The organism is Fodinibius sp. GM21, assembly GCF_058386955.1.
On record NZ_JBYEIQ010000002.1, the window covers coordinates 309,135 to 329,050 of the forward strand.

The 19,916-nt window shown below is 42.9% G+C and carries 16 protein-coding genes and 1 pseudogene; 7 read left to right on the top strand and 10 right to left on the bottom strand.

The window, feature by feature from the left end:
* Window positions 1–215 precede the first annotated feature (215 nt).
* Window positions 216–2,480: a carbohydrate binding family 9 domain-containing protein gene (locus tag ACT3IB_RS05280; protein WP_491537962.1), complete on the top strand. Its 2,265-nt coding sequence runs from the start codon at window positions 216–218 to the stop codon at window positions 2,478–2,480.
* Window positions 2,481–2,482: 2 nt separating this feature from the next.
* On the opposite strand, the gene ACT3IB_RS05285 is transcribed toward ACT3IB_RS05280, so the two are convergent.
* The 4 genes and pseudogenes from ACT3IB_RS05285 to ACT3IB_RS05300 all read right to left on the bottom strand — a co-directional run bounded on the left by ACT3IB_RS05285 (window position 2,483) and on the right by ACT3IB_RS05300 (window position 5,377).
* Complete coding sequence (locus ACT3IB_RS05285; protein ID WP_491537963.1) at window positions 2,483–3,268, bottom strand: hypothetical protein; 786 nt, start codon at window positions 3,266–3,268, stop codon at window positions 2,483–2,485.
* Complete coding sequence (locus ACT3IB_RS05290; protein WP_491537964.1) at window positions 3,265–4,002, bottom strand: ABC transporter ATP-binding protein; 738 nt, start codon at window positions 4,000–4,002, stop codon at window positions 3,265–3,267. The genes ACT3IB_RS05285 and ACT3IB_RS05290 overlap by 4 nt, the downstream gene beginning before the upstream one ends.
* A gap of 42 nt (window positions 4,003–4,044) precedes the next feature.
* Window positions 4,045–4,149: pseudogene (locus tag ACT3IB_RS05295) on the bottom strand (helix-turn-helix domain-containing protein); the annotation flags it as partial.
* A 40-nt stretch (window positions 4,150–4,189) separates the two neighbouring features.
* Window positions 4,190–5,377 (bottom strand): phosphorylase family protein, encoded by a 1,188-nt coding sequence (locus ACT3IB_RS05300; RefSeq protein ID WP_491537965.1) that lies wholly within the window; start codon window positions 5,375–5,377, stop codon window positions 4,190–4,192.
* A 21-nt stretch (window positions 5,378–5,398) separates the two neighbouring features.
* Between ACT3IB_RS05300 and ACT3IB_RS05305 the strand changes: the two genes are divergently transcribed.
* Window positions 5,399–6,007, top strand: coding sequence for an NUDIX hydrolase (locus tag ACT3IB_RS05305; protein ID WP_491537966.1), 609 nt, complete (start codon window positions 5,399–5,401; stop codon window positions 6,005–6,007).
* Between the two features lie 6 nt (window positions 6,008–6,013).
* On the opposite strand, the gene ACT3IB_RS05310 is transcribed toward ACT3IB_RS05305, so the two are convergent.
* Window positions 6,014–6,367, bottom strand: a complete 354-nt coding sequence (locus tag ACT3IB_RS05310) for a four helix bundle protein (RefSeq protein ID WP_491537967.1) — start codon at window positions 6,365–6,367, stop codon at window positions 6,014–6,016.
* 324 nt (window positions 6,368–6,691) lie between these two features.
* On the opposite strand from ACT3IB_RS05310, the gene ACT3IB_RS05315 reads away from it, so the two are divergent.
* The 3 genes from ACT3IB_RS05315 (at window position 6,692) to ACT3IB_RS05325 (ending at window position 10,409) form a co-directional block, all read left to right on the top strand.
* Window positions 6,692–7,165 (top strand): peroxiredoxin, encoded by a 474-nt coding sequence (locus ACT3IB_RS05315; protein ID WP_491537968.1) that lies wholly within the window; start codon window positions 6,692–6,694, stop codon window positions 7,163–7,165.
* Between the two features lie 12 nt (window positions 7,166–7,177).
* Window positions 7,178–9,724: a type I DNA topoisomerase gene (gene topA, locus ACT3IB_RS05320; protein WP_491537969.1), complete on the top strand. Its 2,547-nt coding sequence runs from the start codon at window positions 7,178–7,180 to the stop codon at window positions 9,722–9,724.
* 115 nt (window positions 9,725–9,839) lie between these two features.
* Window positions 9,840–10,409 carry a hypothetical protein gene (locus ACT3IB_RS05325; protein ID WP_491537970.1) on the top strand — a complete coding sequence of 190 codons (570 nt, stop codon included), beginning with the start codon at window positions 9,840–9,842 and terminating at the stop codon, window positions 10,407–10,409.
* Here the strand turns inward: ACT3IB_RS05325 and ACT3IB_RS05330 are convergent.
* From ACT3IB_RS05330 to ACT3IB_RS05345, 4 genes are all read right to left on the bottom strand, one after another.
* Complete coding sequence (locus ACT3IB_RS05330; protein WP_491537971.1) at window positions 10,396–10,833, bottom strand: MarR family winged helix-turn-helix transcriptional regulator; 438 nt, start codon at window positions 10,831–10,833, stop codon at window positions 10,396–10,398. The two genes, ACT3IB_RS05325 and ACT3IB_RS05330, sit on opposite strands and share 14 nt — an antisense overlap.
* A 133-nt stretch (window positions 10,834–10,966) precedes the next feature.
* Window positions 10,967–13,426, bottom strand: a complete 2,460-nt coding sequence (locus ACT3IB_RS05335; RefSeq protein WP_491537972.1) for a glycogen/starch/alpha-glucan phosphorylase — start codon at window positions 13,424–13,426, stop codon at window positions 10,967–10,969.
* A 242-nt stretch (window positions 13,427–13,668) separates the two neighbouring features.
* On the bottom strand, window positions 13,669–14,544 hold the full coding sequence (gene ispE / locus ACT3IB_RS05340; protein ID WP_491537973.1) for a 4-(cytidine 5'-diphospho)-2-C-methyl-D-erythritol kinase: 876 nt from the start codon (window positions 14,542–14,544) through the stop codon (window positions 13,669–13,671).
* A gap of 11 nt (window positions 14,545–14,555) precedes the next feature.
* Window positions 14,556–15,989, bottom strand: coding sequence for a CCA tRNA nucleotidyltransferase (locus ACT3IB_RS05345; protein ID WP_491537974.1), 1,434 nt, complete (start codon window positions 15,987–15,989; stop codon window positions 14,556–14,558).
* Window positions 15,990–16,100: 111 nt separating this feature from the next.
* Here ACT3IB_RS05345 and ACT3IB_RS05350 point away from each other — a divergent pair, with 111 nt between their 5' ends.
* Window positions 16,101–17,033, top strand: a complete 933-nt coding sequence (locus ACT3IB_RS05350; protein ID WP_491537975.1) for a cation diffusion facilitator family transporter — start codon at window positions 16,101–16,103, stop codon at window positions 17,031–17,033.
* A 74-nt stretch (window positions 17,034–17,107) separates the two neighbouring features.
* On the opposite strand, the gene ACT3IB_RS05355 is transcribed toward ACT3IB_RS05350, so the two are convergent.
* Complete coding sequence (locus tag ACT3IB_RS05355; protein WP_491537976.1) at window positions 17,108–18,115, bottom strand: sugar phosphate nucleotidyltransferase; 1,008 nt, start codon at window positions 18,113–18,115, stop codon at window positions 17,108–17,110.
* A 174-nt stretch (window positions 18,116–18,289) separates the two neighbouring features.
* On the opposite strand from ACT3IB_RS05355, the gene ACT3IB_RS05360 reads away from it, so the two are divergent.
* On the top strand, window positions 18,290–19,912 hold the full coding sequence (locus ACT3IB_RS05360; protein ID WP_491537977.1) for a UDP-N-acetylmuramoyl-tripeptide--D-alanyl-D-alanine ligase: 1,623 nt from the start codon (window positions 18,290–18,292) through the stop codon (window positions 19,910–19,912).
* The last annotated feature ends 4 nt before the right edge of the window (window positions 19,913–19,916 follow it).

Consider the following 19,916-nt stretch of genomic DNA (forward strand, 5'->3'; position numbering starts at 1 on the left):
GGTTTATTAGTAAGAGCAATGTCACCCAGAATCCTTACAAAAAAAATGATGTAGAAAACATAGTCGATCATTATCTTTTAACAACCTTTAAAAGCTTCAGACTGTTATTTCTTCTTTTTCTATAAGATTTTTGGTGCAACATTTCGTGAATTACTCGTTAGAGATAACCATAGAATAGTAAGCAAGGATATTAATTCTTAGGATATAGTTGATACATGCTTCAGATACTCACCGGGCGAATATTTTTCGTAATGACGATGTTTTTAGCAGTTGCATTTAGTACCTCGAATGCACAGCAGGTAGCAGATACGCTCGAACAGATATCGCCTCTTGCCATAGAACAGGATTTTGAAATTTCAGCCGACTTGTCTCATCCCGCATGGCAACAAGCAGAATCGGTTAACATCAAATACCAGGTACAACCCAATGATGATGCAAAGGCATGGATAAATACCGAAGTAAAGGTGTTATATAGCGATCAAAACTTATATTTCGCATTTGTAAGCGAGGATCCCAATCCCAGAAATATTAGAGCGAATATTTCTGATCGTGATAACAGTTTCCAGGATGATTATGTGGGGGTAATCTTGGATCCTTTTAATAATAATCAACAGGCCTATGAGCTTTTTATTAATCCATTGGGTGTTCAAATGGATGGGATGCGCACCAGTAATAATGAGGATATGAATTTTGATATGCTCTGGTATTCAGATGGGAAGATTACTGATAGCGGATATCGCGGAGCGATGAAAATTCCCTTTAAAAGTCTCAATTTTCCTGAGCGTAATATTCATGATTGGTCTATTCAGTTTATCAGAAATTACCCGCGTAATAGTCGCTATCAATTTGTGTGGAGCGAAGTGGACTTGGATAACTCCTGTCTGGTATGTCAAAATGGGGTTTTGACAGGAATGAAAAACATCGAAAACAGCAATACGATAGAATTTCTTCCTTATGGCATGAGTTATCAAAGCAGTACTCGTAATAATGCCGACAATCCTAATTCGGGATTGGATCACGGGCGAATTAACGGACGTATCGGCGGTAGTATGATGTATGAGCCCACCTCAACGACGTCGCTTAATGCCGTTGTAAATCCCGACTTTAGCCAGGTGGAAACTGATCAGGCTCAAATCTCTGCTAATGAAACCTTTGCCCTCTATTATTCCGAAAAGCGCCCTTTCTTTATGAAAGGCAGTGATTTATTTAGTACAAGAGAAAATCTGTTTTATTCCCGTACGATCAATCGCCCGCTGGCTGCCGGAAAGGTAACTCATCAGTCAGAAGATTACAGTATTGCATTTTTGACAGCTTATGATCGTGAAGCCCCTTTTATTATACCGGGGCGGTACGGGAGCTCACTGGTTCAGTCTGATGTTGAGGCTTATAATAATGTGGTTCGCGGGACGTATAATTTTGGATCCGAATCACATGTTGGCGGATTGATTACTACCCGTAATCAACAAGGGGGACATAACTATGTGGGCAGTATCGACTGGAGTATTTTGCTGACTGACAACTATTATTTTAGCGGTCAGGCGGCCTATGCTAATACAAAAGAGTTAGATGAGCCATCCCTTTTTGATGAATCACGGATTCTTGGGCAGAGTTCATATGATGCGGCTTTCAACGGTGAACAGTTTGGAGGCTCCTTGTTGACTACTCAGTTTTCACGTCAGGCCAAGTATTACAACTTTTCTTTTGGTTATACCTCCTATTCGCCGACTTTCCATACCCAGAACGGCTTCATTAACCAAGTTGATCAACGTCGATTCGAAGCTTCACAAAGTATTTCATACTATCCCGGCTGGGACTGGTTATCGAATGGAAGCGTAAGTGTAAATAGTGCTTGGAGATATGATTTTGCCGGGCAGTTTCAGGAGCGATATATTTTTACCAGATGGAGCAATAGCTTCAGTGGACAAACGAACTTGTCACTAAGCTTTTTACCCTTAAATGACGAGCGATTTCGTGGCCGATTTTTCACTCAGATGAATCGCCTCATGATAGATATGAGTACCAATCCCTTGAATGAGCTATCACTGAGCGGGCATATAGATTTCGGGAAGTACGTCAACCGGCAGGAGAATCCAACGCTGGGAGAAGGGTATAATTTTTCTGTGGATGCAACTGTAAAACCCACCTCTCGCCTGGAGATGTCGCTCAGTTATAATTACTCAACACTTTCGGCTGCTAATGGAGCGGAAGAATATTTTAGCGGTGATATCTATCGGTTAAATGGCAATTATAACTTTTCAAAAAGGTTGTTTGCACGGCTAATTACCCAGTACAACTCTTTTAATGAGCAACTGCAGGTTTATCCTCTTGTTTATTACAAAGCTAACCCATTCACCAAGTTTTACATCGGGATGACGGATTACCTGAATCATTTTGATCAGCCCGGTCCCAATGGCTATTCTGGTTTTAAAGAAACCGACCGCCAGTTCTTTGTGAAGTTTCAGTATCTTATTCGCAGCTGATACTAAAACTGTTTCTTTTGGAACAGGTAATAAGCCAGTAACGCAAAAGGAACGCAGCTGACAAACGCAAAGCCCAGCAGACTAACATTAATCCCTGAAAACCCATTATCAAAAATCTGACTCATAATTTGTTGAAAGGCTTCTGCACTGGGTATAAGGTAGGACAATATTTGTAATAGTGTTTCAAACCAGGTATCCGTTAAGCCAAACATCTGTAGAAATGGATCAACATTTAAGAATAGGGATGAAAATCCGGTCAAGAAATATCCCAGCAGAACCCCACCGAGATAGGAGTTGGTGAGTATTAGAAATAGAACTATTGTAATATAATAGCTTAACAGTATGAGGGGCAGGAATACGATTATGGCGATGGCATGATGCATCGGAAATAATACTCCGTGCATTGTAGTCAGCAAAGTTAAAAGGAGTGCACTAATCACGGTGTAGGCGAAACAAAAAGCGAATACACCGGCAAAATCTGAAAGGAATAGCTCGTCTCGCGAGATGGGTTTGGATAATAGCAGGGATGCTCGTTCCGGCTTGATATTTTCTGCAAAATGTGTGGGGATACCAATAATTGCGATGAGGATTGTTATGGAAATCAGCTGATTAATTACTATTCCGGTTGGCAAGGGCAATCCACCCAAATTAATTACATATGAGGAACTCGAGGGATCTGCTGAGACCCCGCCCCATACAGCAATGGTTACAACAAACAGGATGAAAATCCCAGGCCATGCCCACAGCGTCTTATTCTTAAGAAGTGTACGGATGGTGAAGCGAATCATGATGTGACGGGGTCTTTGGTTTCAAAATAATTAAGATAGTAGTCCTCAACAGAGCCAAACTGGTTCTGAATTTCACCTTTTGTTGCCGAATTGATAATACGTCCATCATTGATGAGGTAAAGCATATCACAGGTTTTATCAATGTCTGAGAGGATATGGGTGGTGATGAGGATAGATATATTGCGTTCCTTTTGTATTCTAAAAACATAATCCATGATGGCTTTCTTTTGTACGGCATCGAGTCCGTTGAATGGCTCATCGAGGATATAGAATTTGTCATCCGCCAAAAAGGTATGCATAAGAGCAGTTGTTTGCCTCATGCCTTTGGAAAGATTCTTCATCTTTTTATCCAGATAAGTCACATTAAAAGCGTTTGCCAGTTCGCTTATTTTATGATCTATCTGTCCCGGTGTTGATTCTTTGAGATCACTAAAGGCGTGCAGCATTTCTTTGACCGTAAAACTGTCGGGAAATGAATAATTTTCGGGCAGATAGCTTACTTTTGCCCGCGCTTGCTTTTGTTTATGATTGCAGCCCATTAGCGAAATATTTCCGGCATCAGCAAAAAGAAGGTCGAGGATGATTTTTAAAAAGGTTGATTTTCCTGATCCATTTGGACCCAATACAGCGGTAAAGCTACCCTCATGAATCTCAAAATGATCAATATCGAGATGAAAAGAATCGCTTCCGGTTTTTTTGAAGGTTTTGGTAACGTTGTCAGCTTGTAAAATCATATAGTACTATTTAGTTGGTATGACAAGTTTGCTTGCCTGGGGTTAATCATAATGGGTATTTTTTGGATCATATTCTAATATATCGCCTGGCTGACAATCTAATGCTTTGCAAATTGCGTTGAGCGTCGAAAATCGAATGGCCTTGGCTGTTTTAAGATCCCGTCAGTTTTAAGAGCTTTTTTTGTGATTAGTCGTCGTCGGGACCGCCCATCAATGGTTCGTTCATTGCTCGTATGCTGGCATTGGGTAATCCCTCGGGATAGGTTTCTTTGCACATGTTGAGGACTTCCACGGCCATTTCAACATGTAGCTGTTTAGAGTCTTCATAAAACTCTTGCGCGTCATCGCTAAGCTTTGGCTGCCCGTGTAGGGGCTTATCGCTGACACAGAGCATGGTCGCATTAGGGATGCGATAGCGATAGCCGTTGGTGGCCACTGTGGCCGATTCCATATCCACGGCAATACTGCGACTCATATGAATTTGTTCTACCGTTCGACGTTTGATGAATTCCCAGTTTCGGTTTGCAGTCGTAAAAATAGTGCCCATACGATGATTACGGTTATATTTATCCAGCACTTCTTTCAGGAAGACATTCATCAAGTAGTTGGGGGTAATGGGAATGTTAAGCGGCAGCACATCATCCAAAACACCATCATTACGCATGAATCCGGTAGCAAGCACAAAATCGCCAATATCCTGGTGGTTTCTGAGCCCTCCGCAATGGCCTACCATAATCATGGCATCGGGTCGAAGTACGGCAACATGATCCGTAATAGTTTTAGCATTTGAGGGGCCTACGCCAATGTTAATAAGTGTAACGCCCTTATTGTTATCAAGCTTATGATGGTAAGCAGGCATTTGAACCCCTTCTCGAGCAGGTGTTACACAATCGGGGAACATTTTCTGAAAAACATCTACATGCATGTCGTAGTTTGTAAAAAGAATATAGCGCTGAAAATCTTCAGGATCAGTACCGGTATAATGTTCAAGTCGATTAAGCGAAATTTCTATCCGCTCGGGACTAAACAGGAATAGCTTTTTTTGAGTAATATCCCAGTCGTCTTCATCGGTATTATCTAACAGGTCGGGATCATTAAGCGGCAGGCGTTCACGCGAGGGAATGATTTTGATTACGGCCCCTTTTTCGCCCAGCTTCTTGAGCTCTCGCAGCAAGTACCATCGAAAAGCTTCGGGCTTGGCCATTTCGCCAGTAATAATAGGATTGTGTTTGGACCACGATCGTTTGACTAGTAGTTTGGGATATTCACCATTTTCGTAAATGTTCTCCATCACATCGCAGGCCGTGACCATGCGCTCGTGGAGTTCTTCTTGGGAGTTTATTTCTTCTGTTTCAAATTCAAATCGATCAGACATAAATCGTAACCTGTTAATCTTATGAGTGAAAAATCATTCCAATTTACTATTGAGCCGTGGTCGGTAGTCCATGAAAATAAGGAATATCATACACCAATTTTTAATCTTTTACAGCGAAAAATGCGACTGGAAGCAAAAGATGAAAAAAATGAGGGTGACTTTTATGTATTAGAGACCCCTGATTGGGTGAATGTTATACCCATTACAAGTAATGATGAGGTTATATTGGTAGAACAATACCGCTATGGGATTGAACAACCAACGCTCGAAATTCCAGGCGGAATGGTGGATCCCGGAGAAGAGCCGCTGGAATCGATAAAGCGAGAACTTATCGAAGAGACAGGTTATGAATCATCAGAATGGGAGAGTTTGGGAAAAGTGAGTTCCAATCCTGCCATTATGACTAATTATACGCATTTGTATGTGGCTGAAGATTGTGAGCTGGTATCACCTGAAAGACCAACAGGAGATGAGTATGAACGTATTAATGTACACCTGCTGCCGATGGATGATTTTTTGGATTTTGTCGCTGATGGAACCATTCATCACAGTATTATGGTAGCAGCCGTAGCGCGGTTTTTGTTGAAAGATGGCAAATGTGAAAAGTGTGACGGCAGATGTGAAATGTGAATAGTTTTATGTTTTCTTGATCAAGTTTGAAAGCATAGCAAAAATGTGGTTTAACTTTTTGTCAACTTTGTTTAAATCATTATCGGATAGATAGTTTAACTTCTCTGCAATTTCGAGCTGGGTGTCAACCTCAACTAATGATGATCGAGCGATCTCATAAAATCTTCGTCTTTCTTTTTCTGATTTTCTTGCGGCACCTTCTGCGATATTAGAGGGAATTGATACAGACGCACGTCGCAATTGAGATGTTAATCCATAAAGTTCATGCTTAGGGAATAACTTTGTTAATTCATAAATGATAGCTGTCAACGTTATTGAAGCTCTCCAAACGTCAAGTTTTTTATGGTTTAGACTGATCATGATGAAAAGGTTTATAAAATAAGTTTGTACTAGTAAGACCGAAGAAATTCTCTATACTTACAAAATTTTTAAAAATTGCTTTGGCATGTTTTACACCTGCCGTTTCACATTTCACGTCTGACTTTTGGCATCCAACATCTGTCGCCTTCATCTAATCTTCAACTAATAGCGATACCTTCCGCAATCAAAAGATTTATTGCAGTATGGGTTTGTTCACTTTATTATAAAAGATCCCAAATTGCAGAATGACAGAACGAAATGAGGTGCACATTCAGTTAATAGTTGTACTGCCACATCTAAAGTTAAACAGAATAAGGAACAAACATGATTGAGACCGGCTCTAAAATTGATACTGATTTTTCGCTGGACGTTGTGGAAAATGGCGAAGAGAAAACAGTGACGTTTGATGAACTATTAGATCGACCGACCATAGTATCGGTGTATATGCGCAACAATACATCGGGCTGTGATAAACAAAATAAGAGTCTGGCGGAGCATTCTGATTGGTTTGACCAACAAGGATATAATTTGGTCGCCATCAGCAAAGACACTTGTGGTTCGCACAAAAATTATGCTGAAAAATTGGATATTAACTATGTGCTGGCCTCCGATCCCGATTATAAATTTGCTAAAGCGACTGATTCAATTGTGGAAAAACAGATGTTTGGCAATAAATTTGAAGCGCCAACACGTTCTGCTTATGTGATCGACACTGATGGTACGGTTAAAGCCCTCATCGAAAAAGTAAATACTAAAGATCATGCTTCCGAGTTAAAGGAAGTGATCAAGAATTTGTAGAAAACGAGGTATATGAAGTCTCTTGTAATTGTAGAGTCACCCACTAAAATTAAAACGCTTAAGAAGTATCTGCCCAAGGCTTATACCATCGATTCGTCGATGGGACACATCCGTGATCTTCCCGCAAATGCCAAGGAAGTGCCCAAGAAATTCAAAGGTGAAGAATGGGCAAATTTAGGGGTAAATACGGATGAGGGCTTTGAGCCACTGTACGTTATTCCACGTGGTAAAAAGAAGGTTGTAACCCGCCTCAAGAAAGAGCTTAAGAATGCAGATGAGCTTATTCTCGCAACGGATGAAGATCGTGAGGGGGAGGCTATCTCGTGGCATTTAACAGAACTGTTGAACCCGGATGTGCCGGTGAAACGGATGGTGTTCCGCGAGATTACCGAGGAGGCCATCAAGGATGCGCTTAATCATTTCCGAGATATTGATATGAATCTCGTGAATGCCCAGGAGGCACGACGAATTATTGATCGCTTGGCGGGTTATACCATTTCGCCTTTGCTCTGGAAAAAGATTGCGCCCGGTCTTTCGGCGGGACGTGTGCAGTCGGTTGCCGTACGGTTCTTGGTGGAGCGTGAACGCGAACGCATGAAGTTCCGCTCGGGGCGTTATTGGGATTTGAAAGCACAGCTGCACAAGCAGGATGACAGCAATATATTTGAAGCTGATCTGACGCACCTCGATGGAAAACGAATAGCTTCGGGGAAAGACTTTGATGAAAATACCGGCAAGCTCAAAAAGCCTAAAAAAGTAGTACTGCTGGATGATAAAACGGCCGGTGAATTGCGTGACAATCTTGACAAGTCGCAATGGGAGGTTTCCGAGGTCAAGAAAAATCGGCAGAAGCGGAATCCCTCGGCTGCGTTTATCACCTCTACCCTACAACAGGAAGCCAACCGCAAGCTGAACTTTTCGGCGAAGCGTACGATGGGCGTAGCGCAGAAACTCTACGAAAATGGATACATAACTTACATGCGTACGGATTCGGCGCGGCTGTCGGGACAGGCGATTAATGCGGCACGTAATGCGGTGAAGAAGGAATATGGCGAAGAGTATTTGTTTGACCGTCCCCGAAATTATGGCGGCGGTTCCAATGCGCAGGAGGCCCACGAGGCCATTCGGCCGGCCGGTAGTTATTTCAGGAAGCCGGAAGAAGCGGGACTAAGCGGCGATCAATTTAGATTATATGATTTGATATGGAAGCGAACGATTGCAACGCAGATGGCCCAGGCAGAGCTTGAATTTACGAACGTGACTATCAAGGCGGAAGCCAACGGGAAAGTGGCTGAGTTCAAAACCAGCGGAAAAACGATTGTATTTCCCGGGTTTTTCAGGGCATACGTAGAAGGCAGTGACGATCCCGATGCGGCGCTGGAAAATCAGGAGAAGTTTTTACCCGAACTGAGCGAAGGGGAAGAGGTGATCGAAGAAGGGATTGAGCCCATATCCCACGAAACCAAACCGCCGGCGCGCTTTACGGAAGCAACATTAGTCAAAGAGCTTGAAAAGCGGGGGGTTGGTCGTCCGAGTACCTATGCATCCATCATCAGTACTATTCAGAACCGAGGGTATTGTGAGGCCGATGGTAAAACACTGGTGCCTACATTTACGGCATTTGCGGTTACCGAGCTCCTTGAAGAAAATCTGCATGATGTTGTAGATAGCGATTTCACATCTGAAATGGAGTCAAAACTGGATGAAATTGCCAGGGGCCAGTTAGATACAAAGGAATACTTGCAAACCTACTATAATGGCGAAAAGGGATTAAAGGCCAAGGTAGAGGAGCAGGAAGATGAGATTGATCCCAAAGAAGCACGCCAGCTGGATCTGCCGATACAAGATCTCGAGGATATTCAGGTTTTTGTAGGAAGATATGGCCCCTATATCAAAAAGGAAGTGAATGGAGAAGAGTTAACAACCTCGATACCCGAAAGCTGGAAGCCGAGTGATATAACGGTTGAGAAACTTGAAGAGTTGATTAAAGCTGAAGAAGAGGGTCCGAAGTCCATCGGTAATCATCCCGAAACCGGAGAGCCTATTTACGTATTAAATGGACGGTACGGTCCCTATGTACAGGTTGGAGAACGTACTGAAGATAATAAGAAACCGGAGCGTGCTTCGCTGCTCAAAGATATGAAGCCGGAGGATGTAGATGTAGATCTGGCGCTGCGCTTGTTAGAGTTGCCGCGTCCTCTTGGTAAGCACCCCGAAACCGGGGAAGTTGTTCGGGCTGGAGTGGGTCGGTACGGACCCTTTGTAGTGCATGATGGTACCTTTGCTTCGCTGCGGAAAAGCGATTATGTACTGGATGTTACATTGGATCGTGCGCTTGAGCTTTTGGAGCAAAAAAAGAATAAGAAATCGCGCAAGAGTAATGTGATTAAAGAGCTTGGCGACCATCCTGAAAACGGGAAAAAAGTACGCGTGATGACTGGCCGATACGGGCCCTATATTAAGTATGGAAAAACGAATATTAGTTTGCCTGATGATTTTGATCCAGAAGATGTAAACATGGATGTTGCGGTGCAGTTGATTGAAGAGAAAGGAAAGTAGGCAGACGACAAACGGAGATGGTAAATGTGAAAGGTGATACGTCGGCCGTTTCACATCTTGTTTCTTGAAAAATTTAACATGACAATGAACGTCCAGTTTTCTAACTTGAGGCGTCATGGAAAAACAATCTGATACATATTTCAGCTATCCGCCGAACCTTCACGAACTGGATTTGGCAACGTTGGTTTCAATGTATCGCGACCGGGGCATCCCCAAAAAGGCCAAGCCCGGAGAATATTTTGCCTGTACGGCAACCAATAAACTTATCAAGGAAGGAAAATGGTGGTTTGGCCGGTATTACAGCCAACAGGCCTGGGATGAGACCTTGAGTCGCGGTTCGGAGGGCTTTCCGCTTACCGAGGTTGAAATGAATGTTCTTGGGCTTGTTTATGCTGCCGATGAAGAAGCACCACGACGCAACTATGTAGAGCAAAATTGCGGAGCCGTAAGCAAGCTTGCTTACATGATCGTAAATGATTTAAAAGAGTTTGGGTTCTTATCGTTGGATGACCATGATCGTCTGCTTATTACACCCCGTGGAGAAAAGGCACTGCATGGTATAGCCAAACAAATTTACGGCAAAAAGTTCAAGCCCGATATGCTTAAGGTTGAGCAAGGCGAAATTACCAACCCCAAGATTGACCGAGCACCGAAGGAAGACAGCGAGCAGGCTAATCTTTTTTAGTTTTCGATTCCATTGTATCCAAGGCATTAGAAATCATCTCTGATAACACATCAACATAACGTTCGCCTAATTCCTCTCTTTTCTGTTGGATCAGGCGGTCCCACTTTTTTTGGATATTTATAGCGATATCTTGTCCATCACTTGTACATACAATTTTTGTGGCACGACCTGCGGGTTGTTTTTCAACAAATCCACGACGTTCGAGCTTTTGAACCAAACGGGTTATTGTTGATGGTTTTAAATGAAGTAATTTTGCCAAACGACTTGGTTGCACTTCAGGATTTTCATGAATTAAATGAAGTAGTAGAGCATGTGAAGAGGATAAACCTACCGTTTCAAATAGTTCATCAGCTTGGTTCCCTAACTTGCGGGCAAATGCTGAGGTAAGAAAAAAGATGTTGCTTTCTGTTAGATTATTAGCCATAGCCTAAAAGTTTAGTTGAGCATACAAATAAATATAGCTAAACGTTACTTCTTTGCAAGCTTTAAATAGCAAGTGCCGAGGCACTTTGTATCCCTCGGCACTTATTAAAAAATCAGGAAAAGATGGTTGTTAATCATTGATTGACTTCTACATCCCAAATACGCTCACAGTAATCTTTAATTGAACGATCAGAAGAAAAGTGTCCCATATTGGCTACGTTGATAATTGCCTTTCGATTCCAGTCAAACTTATCGCGGTAGTTGGCTTCCACTTCTTCCTGTTTTTCTACATACTTTCGATAGTCAGCCAATACCATAAAGTAGTCACCCTGATTTAACAGCGAATTCGTGATTGGGTGAAACAGTTCGGGGTTGTCGGGACTGAAATATCCCTCGTGAATCTGGTCAATGACCCGTTTGAGTTCCTCATCCGACTCATAAATTTCTTGTGGATTATATCCTTGGGATCGAACATCCTCAATTTCATCCACAGTATGCCCAAAGATAAAGATATTATCTTTGCCAACCTGTTCCCGTATTTCAATATTGGCACCATCCAACGTGCCGATGGTTAAGGCCCCATTCAATGCAAATTTCATATTCCCTGTTCCTGAAGCTTCCATACCGGCCGTGGAAATTTGCTCAGATAAATTTGCGGCCGGAATCATTTTTTCTGCCAGTGATACGCTGTAGTCAGGTAAGAATAAAACTTTTAATTTTGGCGCTACTTCCGGGTCATTGTTAATCACTTCGGCTACATTGTTAATCAACTTGATGTGTAATTTCGCCATCGTGTAGCCCGGTGCCGCTTTTCCTGCAAACAACAGTGTACGCGGTTCGATGTTTGCATTCGGATCGTCTTTTATGCGATTATAGAGCGTAATAGCATGCATCAAAGCCATGAGCTGACGTTTGTACTCGTGAATACGCTTAATTTGAATATCAAAAATAGACTCAGGGTTAACGGTTACACCCATGGTGTCCTTAATATAATCTGCCAGTTTCTGCTTGTTACGCAGCTTAATTTCCTTAAATACATCTTGAAATTCTTCGTCTTCAGCAAACTGTTCTACTTGTTGTAGCTGACCCAGATGTGTAACCCATTCATCTCCGATGCGTTCAGAAATTAAGTCAGACAGTTCGCGATTACACTGTCGGAGCCAACGACGAGGCGTAATGCCGTTGGTAACGTTCGTAAATTTCTCCGGATATTGATCAGCAAAATCTTTAAAAATCGTTTTTTTCATCAAATCACTGTGCAGCTCGGAAACCCCATTCACCTTTTTTGCGCCGATTATGCCCAGATTTCCCATTCGAACGCGGGCATCCATTTCATTGCTGATCACCCGCATTCTATTCTTTTTATTCTTACCATTATTGGAAGTCTCAATAGAATTTAAGAACCGTCGATCAATCTCTCGAATAATTTGAACGTGGCGTGGCAACAGGTTTGACATTAGCGAAAGCGGCCACTTCTCGAGTGCTTCCGGCATCAGGGTATGATTGGTGTAGTTAATGGTCTGTGAGACGATGTCCCAGGCGGGTTCCCATTCCAATCCCTCCAGATCCATGAGCATGCGCATGAGTTCGGGTACTGCTAAGTTTGGATGGGTATCGTTGCATTGTACAGCCATTTGATCAGGAATTTTACGTAGATCGTCGAACTGTTTTTTAAAGCGATTCATGGCATCCTGCAGAGACGCTGATACTAAGAAGTACTCTTGCTTTAGCCGTAGCTCTTGTCCCTTAAACACTTTATCGTTGGGATATAGTACGCGTGAAATATTTTCTTCAAGCAGATTGCTGCGTACCGCTTCAATATAATCTCCCTGGTTAAAGCTCTTAAGATCGAATCCTTGATCAGAGGATGCTTTCCAGAGGCGCAGATTATTAACCACATCATTTTGGAAGCCGGGAATAGGCGTATCATAAGCCAAAGCGGTTACGTTATGAGTATTCACCCAGTCGTAATGCAGGCGGCCATTGCCGTCTTCACTAGCCGTAGTTTCTCCATAGAATTGTACCGTAAATTTTTTCTTGGGACGCACGACACTCCAAGGATAGCCATACTGGAGCCACATATCTGGTTTTTCGATCTGCCAGCCATCCTCTATATCCTGATCAAAAATGCCATAGTCATACCGGATGCCATATCCAAGTGCCGGCACGCCAAGTGTAGCCATCGAATCCAGAAAACAGGCGGCAAGGCGACCAAGTCCGCCATTTCCCAGTCCGGCATCTACTTCGGCTTCACGTACTTTGTCGTAGTCGAAGCCAACCTCTTCGATCGCTTCAGCCGCCACATCCTGCATTCCCAGATTGATCAACATGTTATCCATCAAGCGTCCAATAAGGTATTCCATCGACAGGTAATACACCCGCTTCGACTCATTCTGGTAATAGCTCTGCTGGGTGTTAATCCAACGGTCATGAAGCCGATCCATCACGGCTAGAACCACACTGCGATATTGATCCCATTCGGTGGAAGAGTATTTATCTTTTGCTAAGGTGTAGTGAAGGTGTTGTTTGATATCTTCCCGAAAGGAATCGACATCCATTCCGGTTCGGGGATTGAGGGTTGTATCAGTTGACATCTAAAAGTCAATTAGGTTGTTGGATTAGTGACGAAATAAGTAATGACGAAAATACAAGAATTAAAAACGGAAAATGAAGGAAAATTAATTGGAATACGTTTATTCAGAATTGATAAATCACTTCCAAGTAATCCAAGCCGGATAGCATTTCAGTTTCGTATTGACGATAATCATTTCAGATATGACATAGCATCGCAAAATTTTCAGCCCTGAGTCAATGGTCATGTATCAAATGAACAAGCTTATGCCTTGCGATAAATACCATAATCGGGTTCAAAGCGGGGACGCGTTAAATTAGTTGGGAAGTCGAGCTCTAATAATCCTTTGTAAGCATTGGTAGCGACAAAATCCTGCTCAAAAATACCGTAGACGGCTGACCCGCTTCCGGTCATTGAAGCATAGGTCGCTCCAAATTCGTACATCTGATCCTTCATATTTCCCGATACGTTAATACGCGGGAATACTGATTTCTCTAAATCATTGTTGAGTATAAATTGCCATTCTTCGATATCTTCTTCGGTAAGTATTTTCTTCAGGTCAAATTCCGGTTCAGGATCGGGTATACAGTTTTGATAAGCTTCGGCCGTGTTGCTTTGCTCATTAGGAAAGCAGGTAACAATCCACCAGTTTGGCTGGATATCCAGCTCTACGATTTCATGACCAATTCCTTTGGCAATACCGGGTTTTCCTTTTATAAAAAAGGGCACATCAGCTCCCAGGTCGCGGCTTAAGTCGATGAGCTCATCATCTGATAGTCCGAGTTGCTCAATCTTATTTAGCATCCGCAGCGTAAGCGCTGCGTTACTACTCCCGCCGCCAAGTCCGGCTCCTGCAGGAATTCGTTTGTCAACGCGGATCAAATAATTATGCTGTAACCCAATGTATCGGTCAAGTGTTTCAATGGCTTTATTAATGAGGTTACTGTCATCAGTAGGGATATTTTCATCATCCATCTCCAGCTTCATTTCAGGAGCTTGCTTCACCTCAAAATGGTCACGCCATTCCAAAAAACACATCCCGGTTTCTATGTCGTGATAACCGGTGGGGAGTCGTTCGAGAACGTGTAATCCTAAATTAATTTTTGCATACGAATCGGCAATCCAAACGTCGTTGCTCATAATAATTTCTCTTAATTCTCTTCTAAAAAACGATCTTTGATGTTCATCATATAATTATAAGCGGCATCGTGCTCGTTGGGAATTTCACCATCTAATATAGCTTCTTTTATTGCATCTTTGATATCTCCGATCACCGGACCCGGAGACAGGTGTAAAGCCTCCATAATTTCATCTCCGCTAATCGGGTTGGTCCAATTGCGAATGCGATCTTTCTTTTCAACCTCTTCGATTTTCTTTTCTACATAATCAAAGTTGCGGTTATACTGTTTCACTTTGTAATCATTCTTGCTTGTGATATCGGCACGGCAAAGAGTCATCAAATCATCAATATCATCACCGGCTTCATAGATGAGGCGACGAACGGCACTGTCTGTAACATCATCAGAAACGAGGGCAATGGGTCGTAAGTGTAGGCGCACCAACTTGCGAACATACCGCATCCGTTCATCGAGCGGCAGACCCAGTCGACGAAAAATGGGTTTGACCCATTTGGCACCGAGTGCATCGTGACCGTGAAACGTCCAGCCCGTTCCTTTAACAAATTTTTGGGTAGCCGGTTTGGCAATATCATGCATGATTGCAGCCCAGCGGAGCCATAAATCGCCGTCCATTTCAGCTACATTATCGAGTACTTTGAGCGTGTGCCAGAAATTATCTTTATGACGAACACCCCGTACCTCCTCAACACCGTGGAGCTTAACCATTTCGGGGAAGAAATGTTCCAGCAAGCCCGTTTTAAAGAGATGATTAAATCCTATGGAAGGTTTGTCGGACAGTACTATTTTATTGAGCTCTTCAATGATGCGCTCTTTGGAAATTATTTCGATTCGCTCGGCCATTTCTTCAATGCCGCGATAGGTTTGTTCTTCGATATCGAATTGCAGTTGCGTGGCGAAACGGATGGCACGCATCATCCGCAGGGGATCATCCTCAAAGGTTTGGAGGGGATCTACCGGGGTGCGAATGAGTTTCTTTTTAAGGTCCTGAATCCCACCAAAGGGATCCACAAGTTGACCGTAGTTTTCTTCGTTTAGCGACCAAGATAGAGCATTAATTGTAAAGTCACGCCGCAGTTGATCATCCTTCAGGGTACCATCCTCTACGATAGGCTTGCGCGAATCACTTCGGTAACTTTCCTTTCGGGCTCCAACGAATTCCAAATCCATATTGTCGTGCTTGATGTGCGCGGTCCCAAACTGCTTATATACTGAAAGATTATCGGCATTTAGTCGACTAGCAATTTCTTCCGCTATTTTGATGCCCGATCCAACAGTTACAAAATCTATATCCAGCAAGTCTTCGTCTTTTGTGCGATTTAGATAGTAATCCCGCACATATCCGCCAACGACATATACATCTTGAGCAACCGCTTTTCCGGCCTCTGAAATTTCTTTAAATACTTTATGATGTTTGGGAGGGATCTCTTCCACTTCACTGTTTTTCATTAGTTGCCTGTCATAAAACGAGCGTAAAAATAAGAACAAATACACTTGCTTTCAGGTATTCTTTGCGTAATCTTTTACCCCCGTTATAACCAACATTTATAGAAACCCTTAGTGAAAACATCTCCTGCAAAAACAGCTCTGCGTATCAGCCTGCTGGTATCAGTATTATCCCTTTCGCTAAAAGTTACCGGCTATGGCATTACGGGATCTAACACAGCGCTATCTGATGCTGCTGAATCTGTTATCCATGTTTTTGCTGTCGCTTTTGTCTATTATGGTTTACTGTTGAGCACAAAACCTGCCGACGACAAGCACCTATATGGACACGAACGTGTGGAATTTTTATCAGTGGGAATTGAAGGGGCTGTTATCACGCTTGCAGGGATTACTATTATTTATCAGTCGGTCGAAAACTATCTGTACGGATACAATCTGCGCGAGTTGATGACCGGCGTTTATCTGATCGGTGGTGCGGGTATAGTCAATCTTGCCCTGGGTAGTTACCTGTTGAAAGTTGGGCGGCGCGAAGAAAATATGATTGTGATAAGTAATGCCAGACATACCCTTACTGATGTATGGACCAGTGCCGGTGCAGTTGTGACATTGCTCATAATCAAGTTCACTGATTTCCTTATTTTGGACTCTGTGGTCGCTATTTCACTGGCCTTTTATATTATGTTTGAGGGATTCAAACTGCTTAAATATTCGGTCGATGGGCTTATGGATTCCCGTGATCCCGAGGTAGACAAAGCTATCCGAAAAGAACTATCCAAAGAATTGCCGGGATCTATGGTCAATGTTCATAATTTACGTCACCGTACAACCGGCAGCACAACATGGATTGAATTACATGCTATTTTTGAGGAAAATGTAAACTTGGAACAGGCTCATGATGAGGCAACATTGCTCGAAAAAAGACTTATTAATGCGTTGAATGGCGATGTAATTGTGACGATCCACCTGGAGCCGGAAGGTAGCCATGAAGAGGTCCATGACACTCTGAAAGATGCCGATCAAAATCGCCCGCTCGAAGACTTTATTTAGGAATAGCATTTAGTAGTGAGTAATGAGTATTGAGAAAAAAGCAGTGCTCAATACTCACACTTCACTATTATAAACTAAACTTTTACACCAATCTTTGTATGGTCACCCAGATGCACTTCCTGATCTACATCTTTGAGCTCCACATGTCGACCGATCGTTGAATCTTCAATATTACAGTCTTCAAGTGTGGCATGCTCTTGGATCAGGCTGTTTTTAACCGTGCACTTTTTAAGTTTCGATCCCTTTGCAATACTCGCTTTTGGACCAATAATACAGTTTTCAAGCTCGACATCATCGCCTATATAAACCGGTGGAATGATCTTGGTGTCTGGGAAACGATCTTCATCAATTTCCTCATATTCTTTCTCGGTAATAATACCGGAAGTTTCTCTCCAGGCAGGAAGCGTACCACAATCCAGCCATTGATCAACGGTTGCTTTTTTAAACACTTTATTATCCTTTAGAAGTCGGTCAAGCGCATCGGTAAGTTGGAATTCACCGCCTTTTCCGCGAATATTATTTTCCAAGAGGTATTCTATTTCTTTTTTTAGCTCGGCACCATCCTTAAAGTAATAAACACCAATAATTGCCAAGTTTGAAATCGGGTCTTCCGGCTTCTCAACGAAATCAGTAATCTTGCCATCTTTTTCTACGGCTACGCCAAAACGAGAAGGATCTTCTACTTCTTTTAGCCAGACAACGCTGTCGGCATCTTCAATTGAAACAGATCCTTCCATATCAAAAATAGTATCAGCAAAAACAATAATGCATTCGCCGTTGAGATCTTCTTCAGCACAATATACGGCGTGAGCTGTTCCTTCAGCCGTCTCCTGCACTCGGAACGTCGCCTTGGCATTTTGGCGGTCGCTCATTTCTTTTAGAGCGTCTTTTATTTCTTGGCCAAAATCAGGTCCCAGGATAAATACAATTTCATCAATATTGCGATCAAGTGTGCGCGCAAACGTCTCTACAATGCGTTCCACAATCATCTTGCCGGCGACGGGCAGCAATGGTTTGGGAACGGTGTGTGAATGGGGTCGAACTCTTGTGCCTCGACCTGCCATTGGGATTATTAATTTCATATATTTGAACGAATTTTAGATGAAAGATTGCCTATTTTGTTTAGCGCGTTAATATAACGGAAGTTCCAAACTTTAGCGACCCTTCATCACATACAATCTCTTTAATCTAACTGTTTTATATTGAACTGGTATTTGAATTTTATAGATATCCTGATCTTGGTTTTCGTCTTGGTTATGACACGTCATACCTTGCTCAGGGGACGCTATTTTCTGCATATCTTTCAACAGAACGGCTACAAGCTCAACGAGTTTTGGCACTGGCTGGTTGAGCACTGGAATCAGCGCGTTATTACCGTTGAGCATGTATTGTACAACGTTGTTATTTTTGTGTTACTGATCTTTCTTTCTAATGCGGTCACCGGCAGCGCGGCCATTATTATCCTGGCAGTTTTTGGGATTTCTTGGTTTGGTCCCTTTAACTATTACGGTGGAGAAGAATCTAAAAAGCCTCTTGTCTTTACACCTCGGATGATCAGATTGACGATTCCCTTCGCAATTTTGTCTCTTTTATTGCCTGTTGCTACAACTTACATTTCATATGCGGGATATATACCCTTCACCGAGATGGCGATCAAAAGTTCAGCATTATATGCTGCCGATATGTACCTGCTGGCTTTTGGATGGGTGCTTGGTAATGCGCTGTTGCCTTTTTTTATTTTCGCAGCTGCAATAATTACAAAGCCCATAGAGGCATACGTCTACCGGCATTTTATAAAGCTGGCCAAGCAGAAACTTTCTCAAATGCCCGATCTAACGGTCATTGCTATTACCGGCAGCTACGGTAAGACGAGTACCAAATTTATGATCCGTGACTTGTTAAGCGAACGGTACTCCGTCTGTTCAACACCGGGTAGTTACAACACGCCTATGGGCATTTGCAAGGTTATCAATAACGATCTGGAAGCCCGTCATCAGATACTGGTGCTCGAAATGGGTGCTCGTTACGAAGGCAATATCGATGAGCTCTGTGATATTGCCGAACCGGATATCTCGGTTGTTACCAATGTGGGTGTTGCTCATCTCGAAACGTTTGGCTCACAGGATGCCATTGCTCGAACGAAGTCAACTATTGTGAAACGTACCAAGCCAAATGGAAAAGCCGTTTTAAATGCCGATGATGAACGGGTTTCCGCTATGGCTGATATGCGCGATGATCTGGAGATTACGTTTGCGGGACTGGAATCCGGTGATATTCGTGCTAAAAATATTCAGTACGGACCTGAAGGAATGACTTTTTCAGTTACAGTGGAAGATCAGGATGAGCAAGAGTTTACCATGCAGCTGCTGGGATCACATAACGTGCAAAACATGCTGCTGGCTGTGGGTGTGGCTCGATCATTTGGACTCCGACTTACTACCATGAGTATGGCTGCTTCGCGGATGGAGCCTGTGGAGCACCGGCTGGAGTTGAAATCACAAAACGGGATAATGGTTATTGATGATGCCTTTAACTCCAATCCTGTTGGGGCTAAAAATGCCGTTGAAACACTGGCCGCTTTTAGCAACGGCCGCAAAATTATTATTACGCCCGGGATGATAGAGCTCGGTGACATACAGGAGGAAAAGAATTATGAATTCGGTAAACAGATCGGTGATGCCGGTTTAGATCTGGTTATCCTGGTGGGAGATAGCCAAACGAAGGCCATCAGGGAAGGCATTACATCCACCGGCTTTAATATGGAAAATGTAAGAACGGTAAGTAACCTATACGAGGCTAACCGTGCAATGCACGATTTTGCTCAAGACGGTGATGTCGTGCTTTACGAGAATGATCTGCCAGATAGTTTTAACGAGTAAAGCA

Bases quoted from the DNA above. Each gene is read 5' to 3' on its own strand.
- ACT3IB_RS05345 (WP_491537974.1), bottom strand. From the start codon at position 15,989: ATGAAAAACAGTGAAGTGGAAGAGATCCCTCCCAAACATCATAAAGTA.
- ACT3IB_RS05300 (WP_491537965.1), bottom strand. From the start codon at position 5,377: ATGTCTGATCGATTTGAATTTGAAACAGAAGAAATAAACTCCCAAGAA.
- ACT3IB_RS05315 (WP_491537968.1), top strand. From the start codon at position 6,692: ATGATTGAGACCGGCTCTAAAATTGATACTGATTTTTCGCTGGACGTT.
- ACT3IB_RS05355 (WP_491537976.1), bottom strand. From the start codon at position 18,115: ATGAAATTAATAATCCCAATGGCAGGTCGAGGCACAAGAGTTCGACCC.
- ACT3IB_RS05325 (WP_491537970.1), top strand. From the start codon at position 9,840: ATGGAAAAACAATCTGATACATATTTCAGCTATCCGCCGAACCTTCAC.
- ACT3IB_RS05290 (WP_491537964.1), bottom strand. From the start codon at position 4,002: ATGATTTTACAAGCTGACAACGTTACCAAAACCTTCAAAAAAACCGGA.
- ACT3IB_RS05310 (WP_491537967.1), bottom strand. From the start codon at position 6,367: ATGATCAGTCTAAACCATAAAAAACTTGACGTTTGGAGAGCTTCAATA.
- ispE (WP_491537973.1), bottom strand. From the start codon at position 14,544: ATGAGCAACGACGTTTGGATTGCCGATTCGTATGCAAAAATTAATTTA.
- ACT3IB_RS05360 (WP_491537977.1), top strand. From the start codon at position 18,290: ATGACACGTCATACCTTGCTCAGGGGACGCTATTTTCTGCATATCTTT.
- ACT3IB_RS05335 (WP_491537972.1), bottom strand. From the start codon at position 13,426: ATGTCAACTGATACAACCCTCAATCCCCGAACCGGAATGGATGTCGAT.
- topA (WP_491537969.1), top strand. From the start codon at position 7,178: ATGAAGTCTCTTGTAATTGTAGAGTCACCCACTAAAATTAAAACGCTT.
- ACT3IB_RS05330 (WP_491537971.1), bottom strand. From the start codon at position 10,833: ATGGCTAATAATCTAACAGAAAGCAACATCTTTTTTCTTACCTCAGCA.
- ACT3IB_RS05285 (WP_491537963.1), bottom strand. From the start codon at position 3,268: ATGATTCGCTTCACCATCCGTACACTTCTTAAGAATAAGACGCTGTGG.
- ACT3IB_RS05280 (WP_491537962.1), top strand. From the start codon at position 216: ATGCTTCAGATACTCACCGGGCGAATATTTTTCGTAATGACGATGTTT.
- ACT3IB_RS05305 (WP_491537966.1), top strand. From the start codon at position 5,399: ATGAGTGAAAAATCATTCCAATTTACTATTGAGCCGTGGTCGGTAGTC.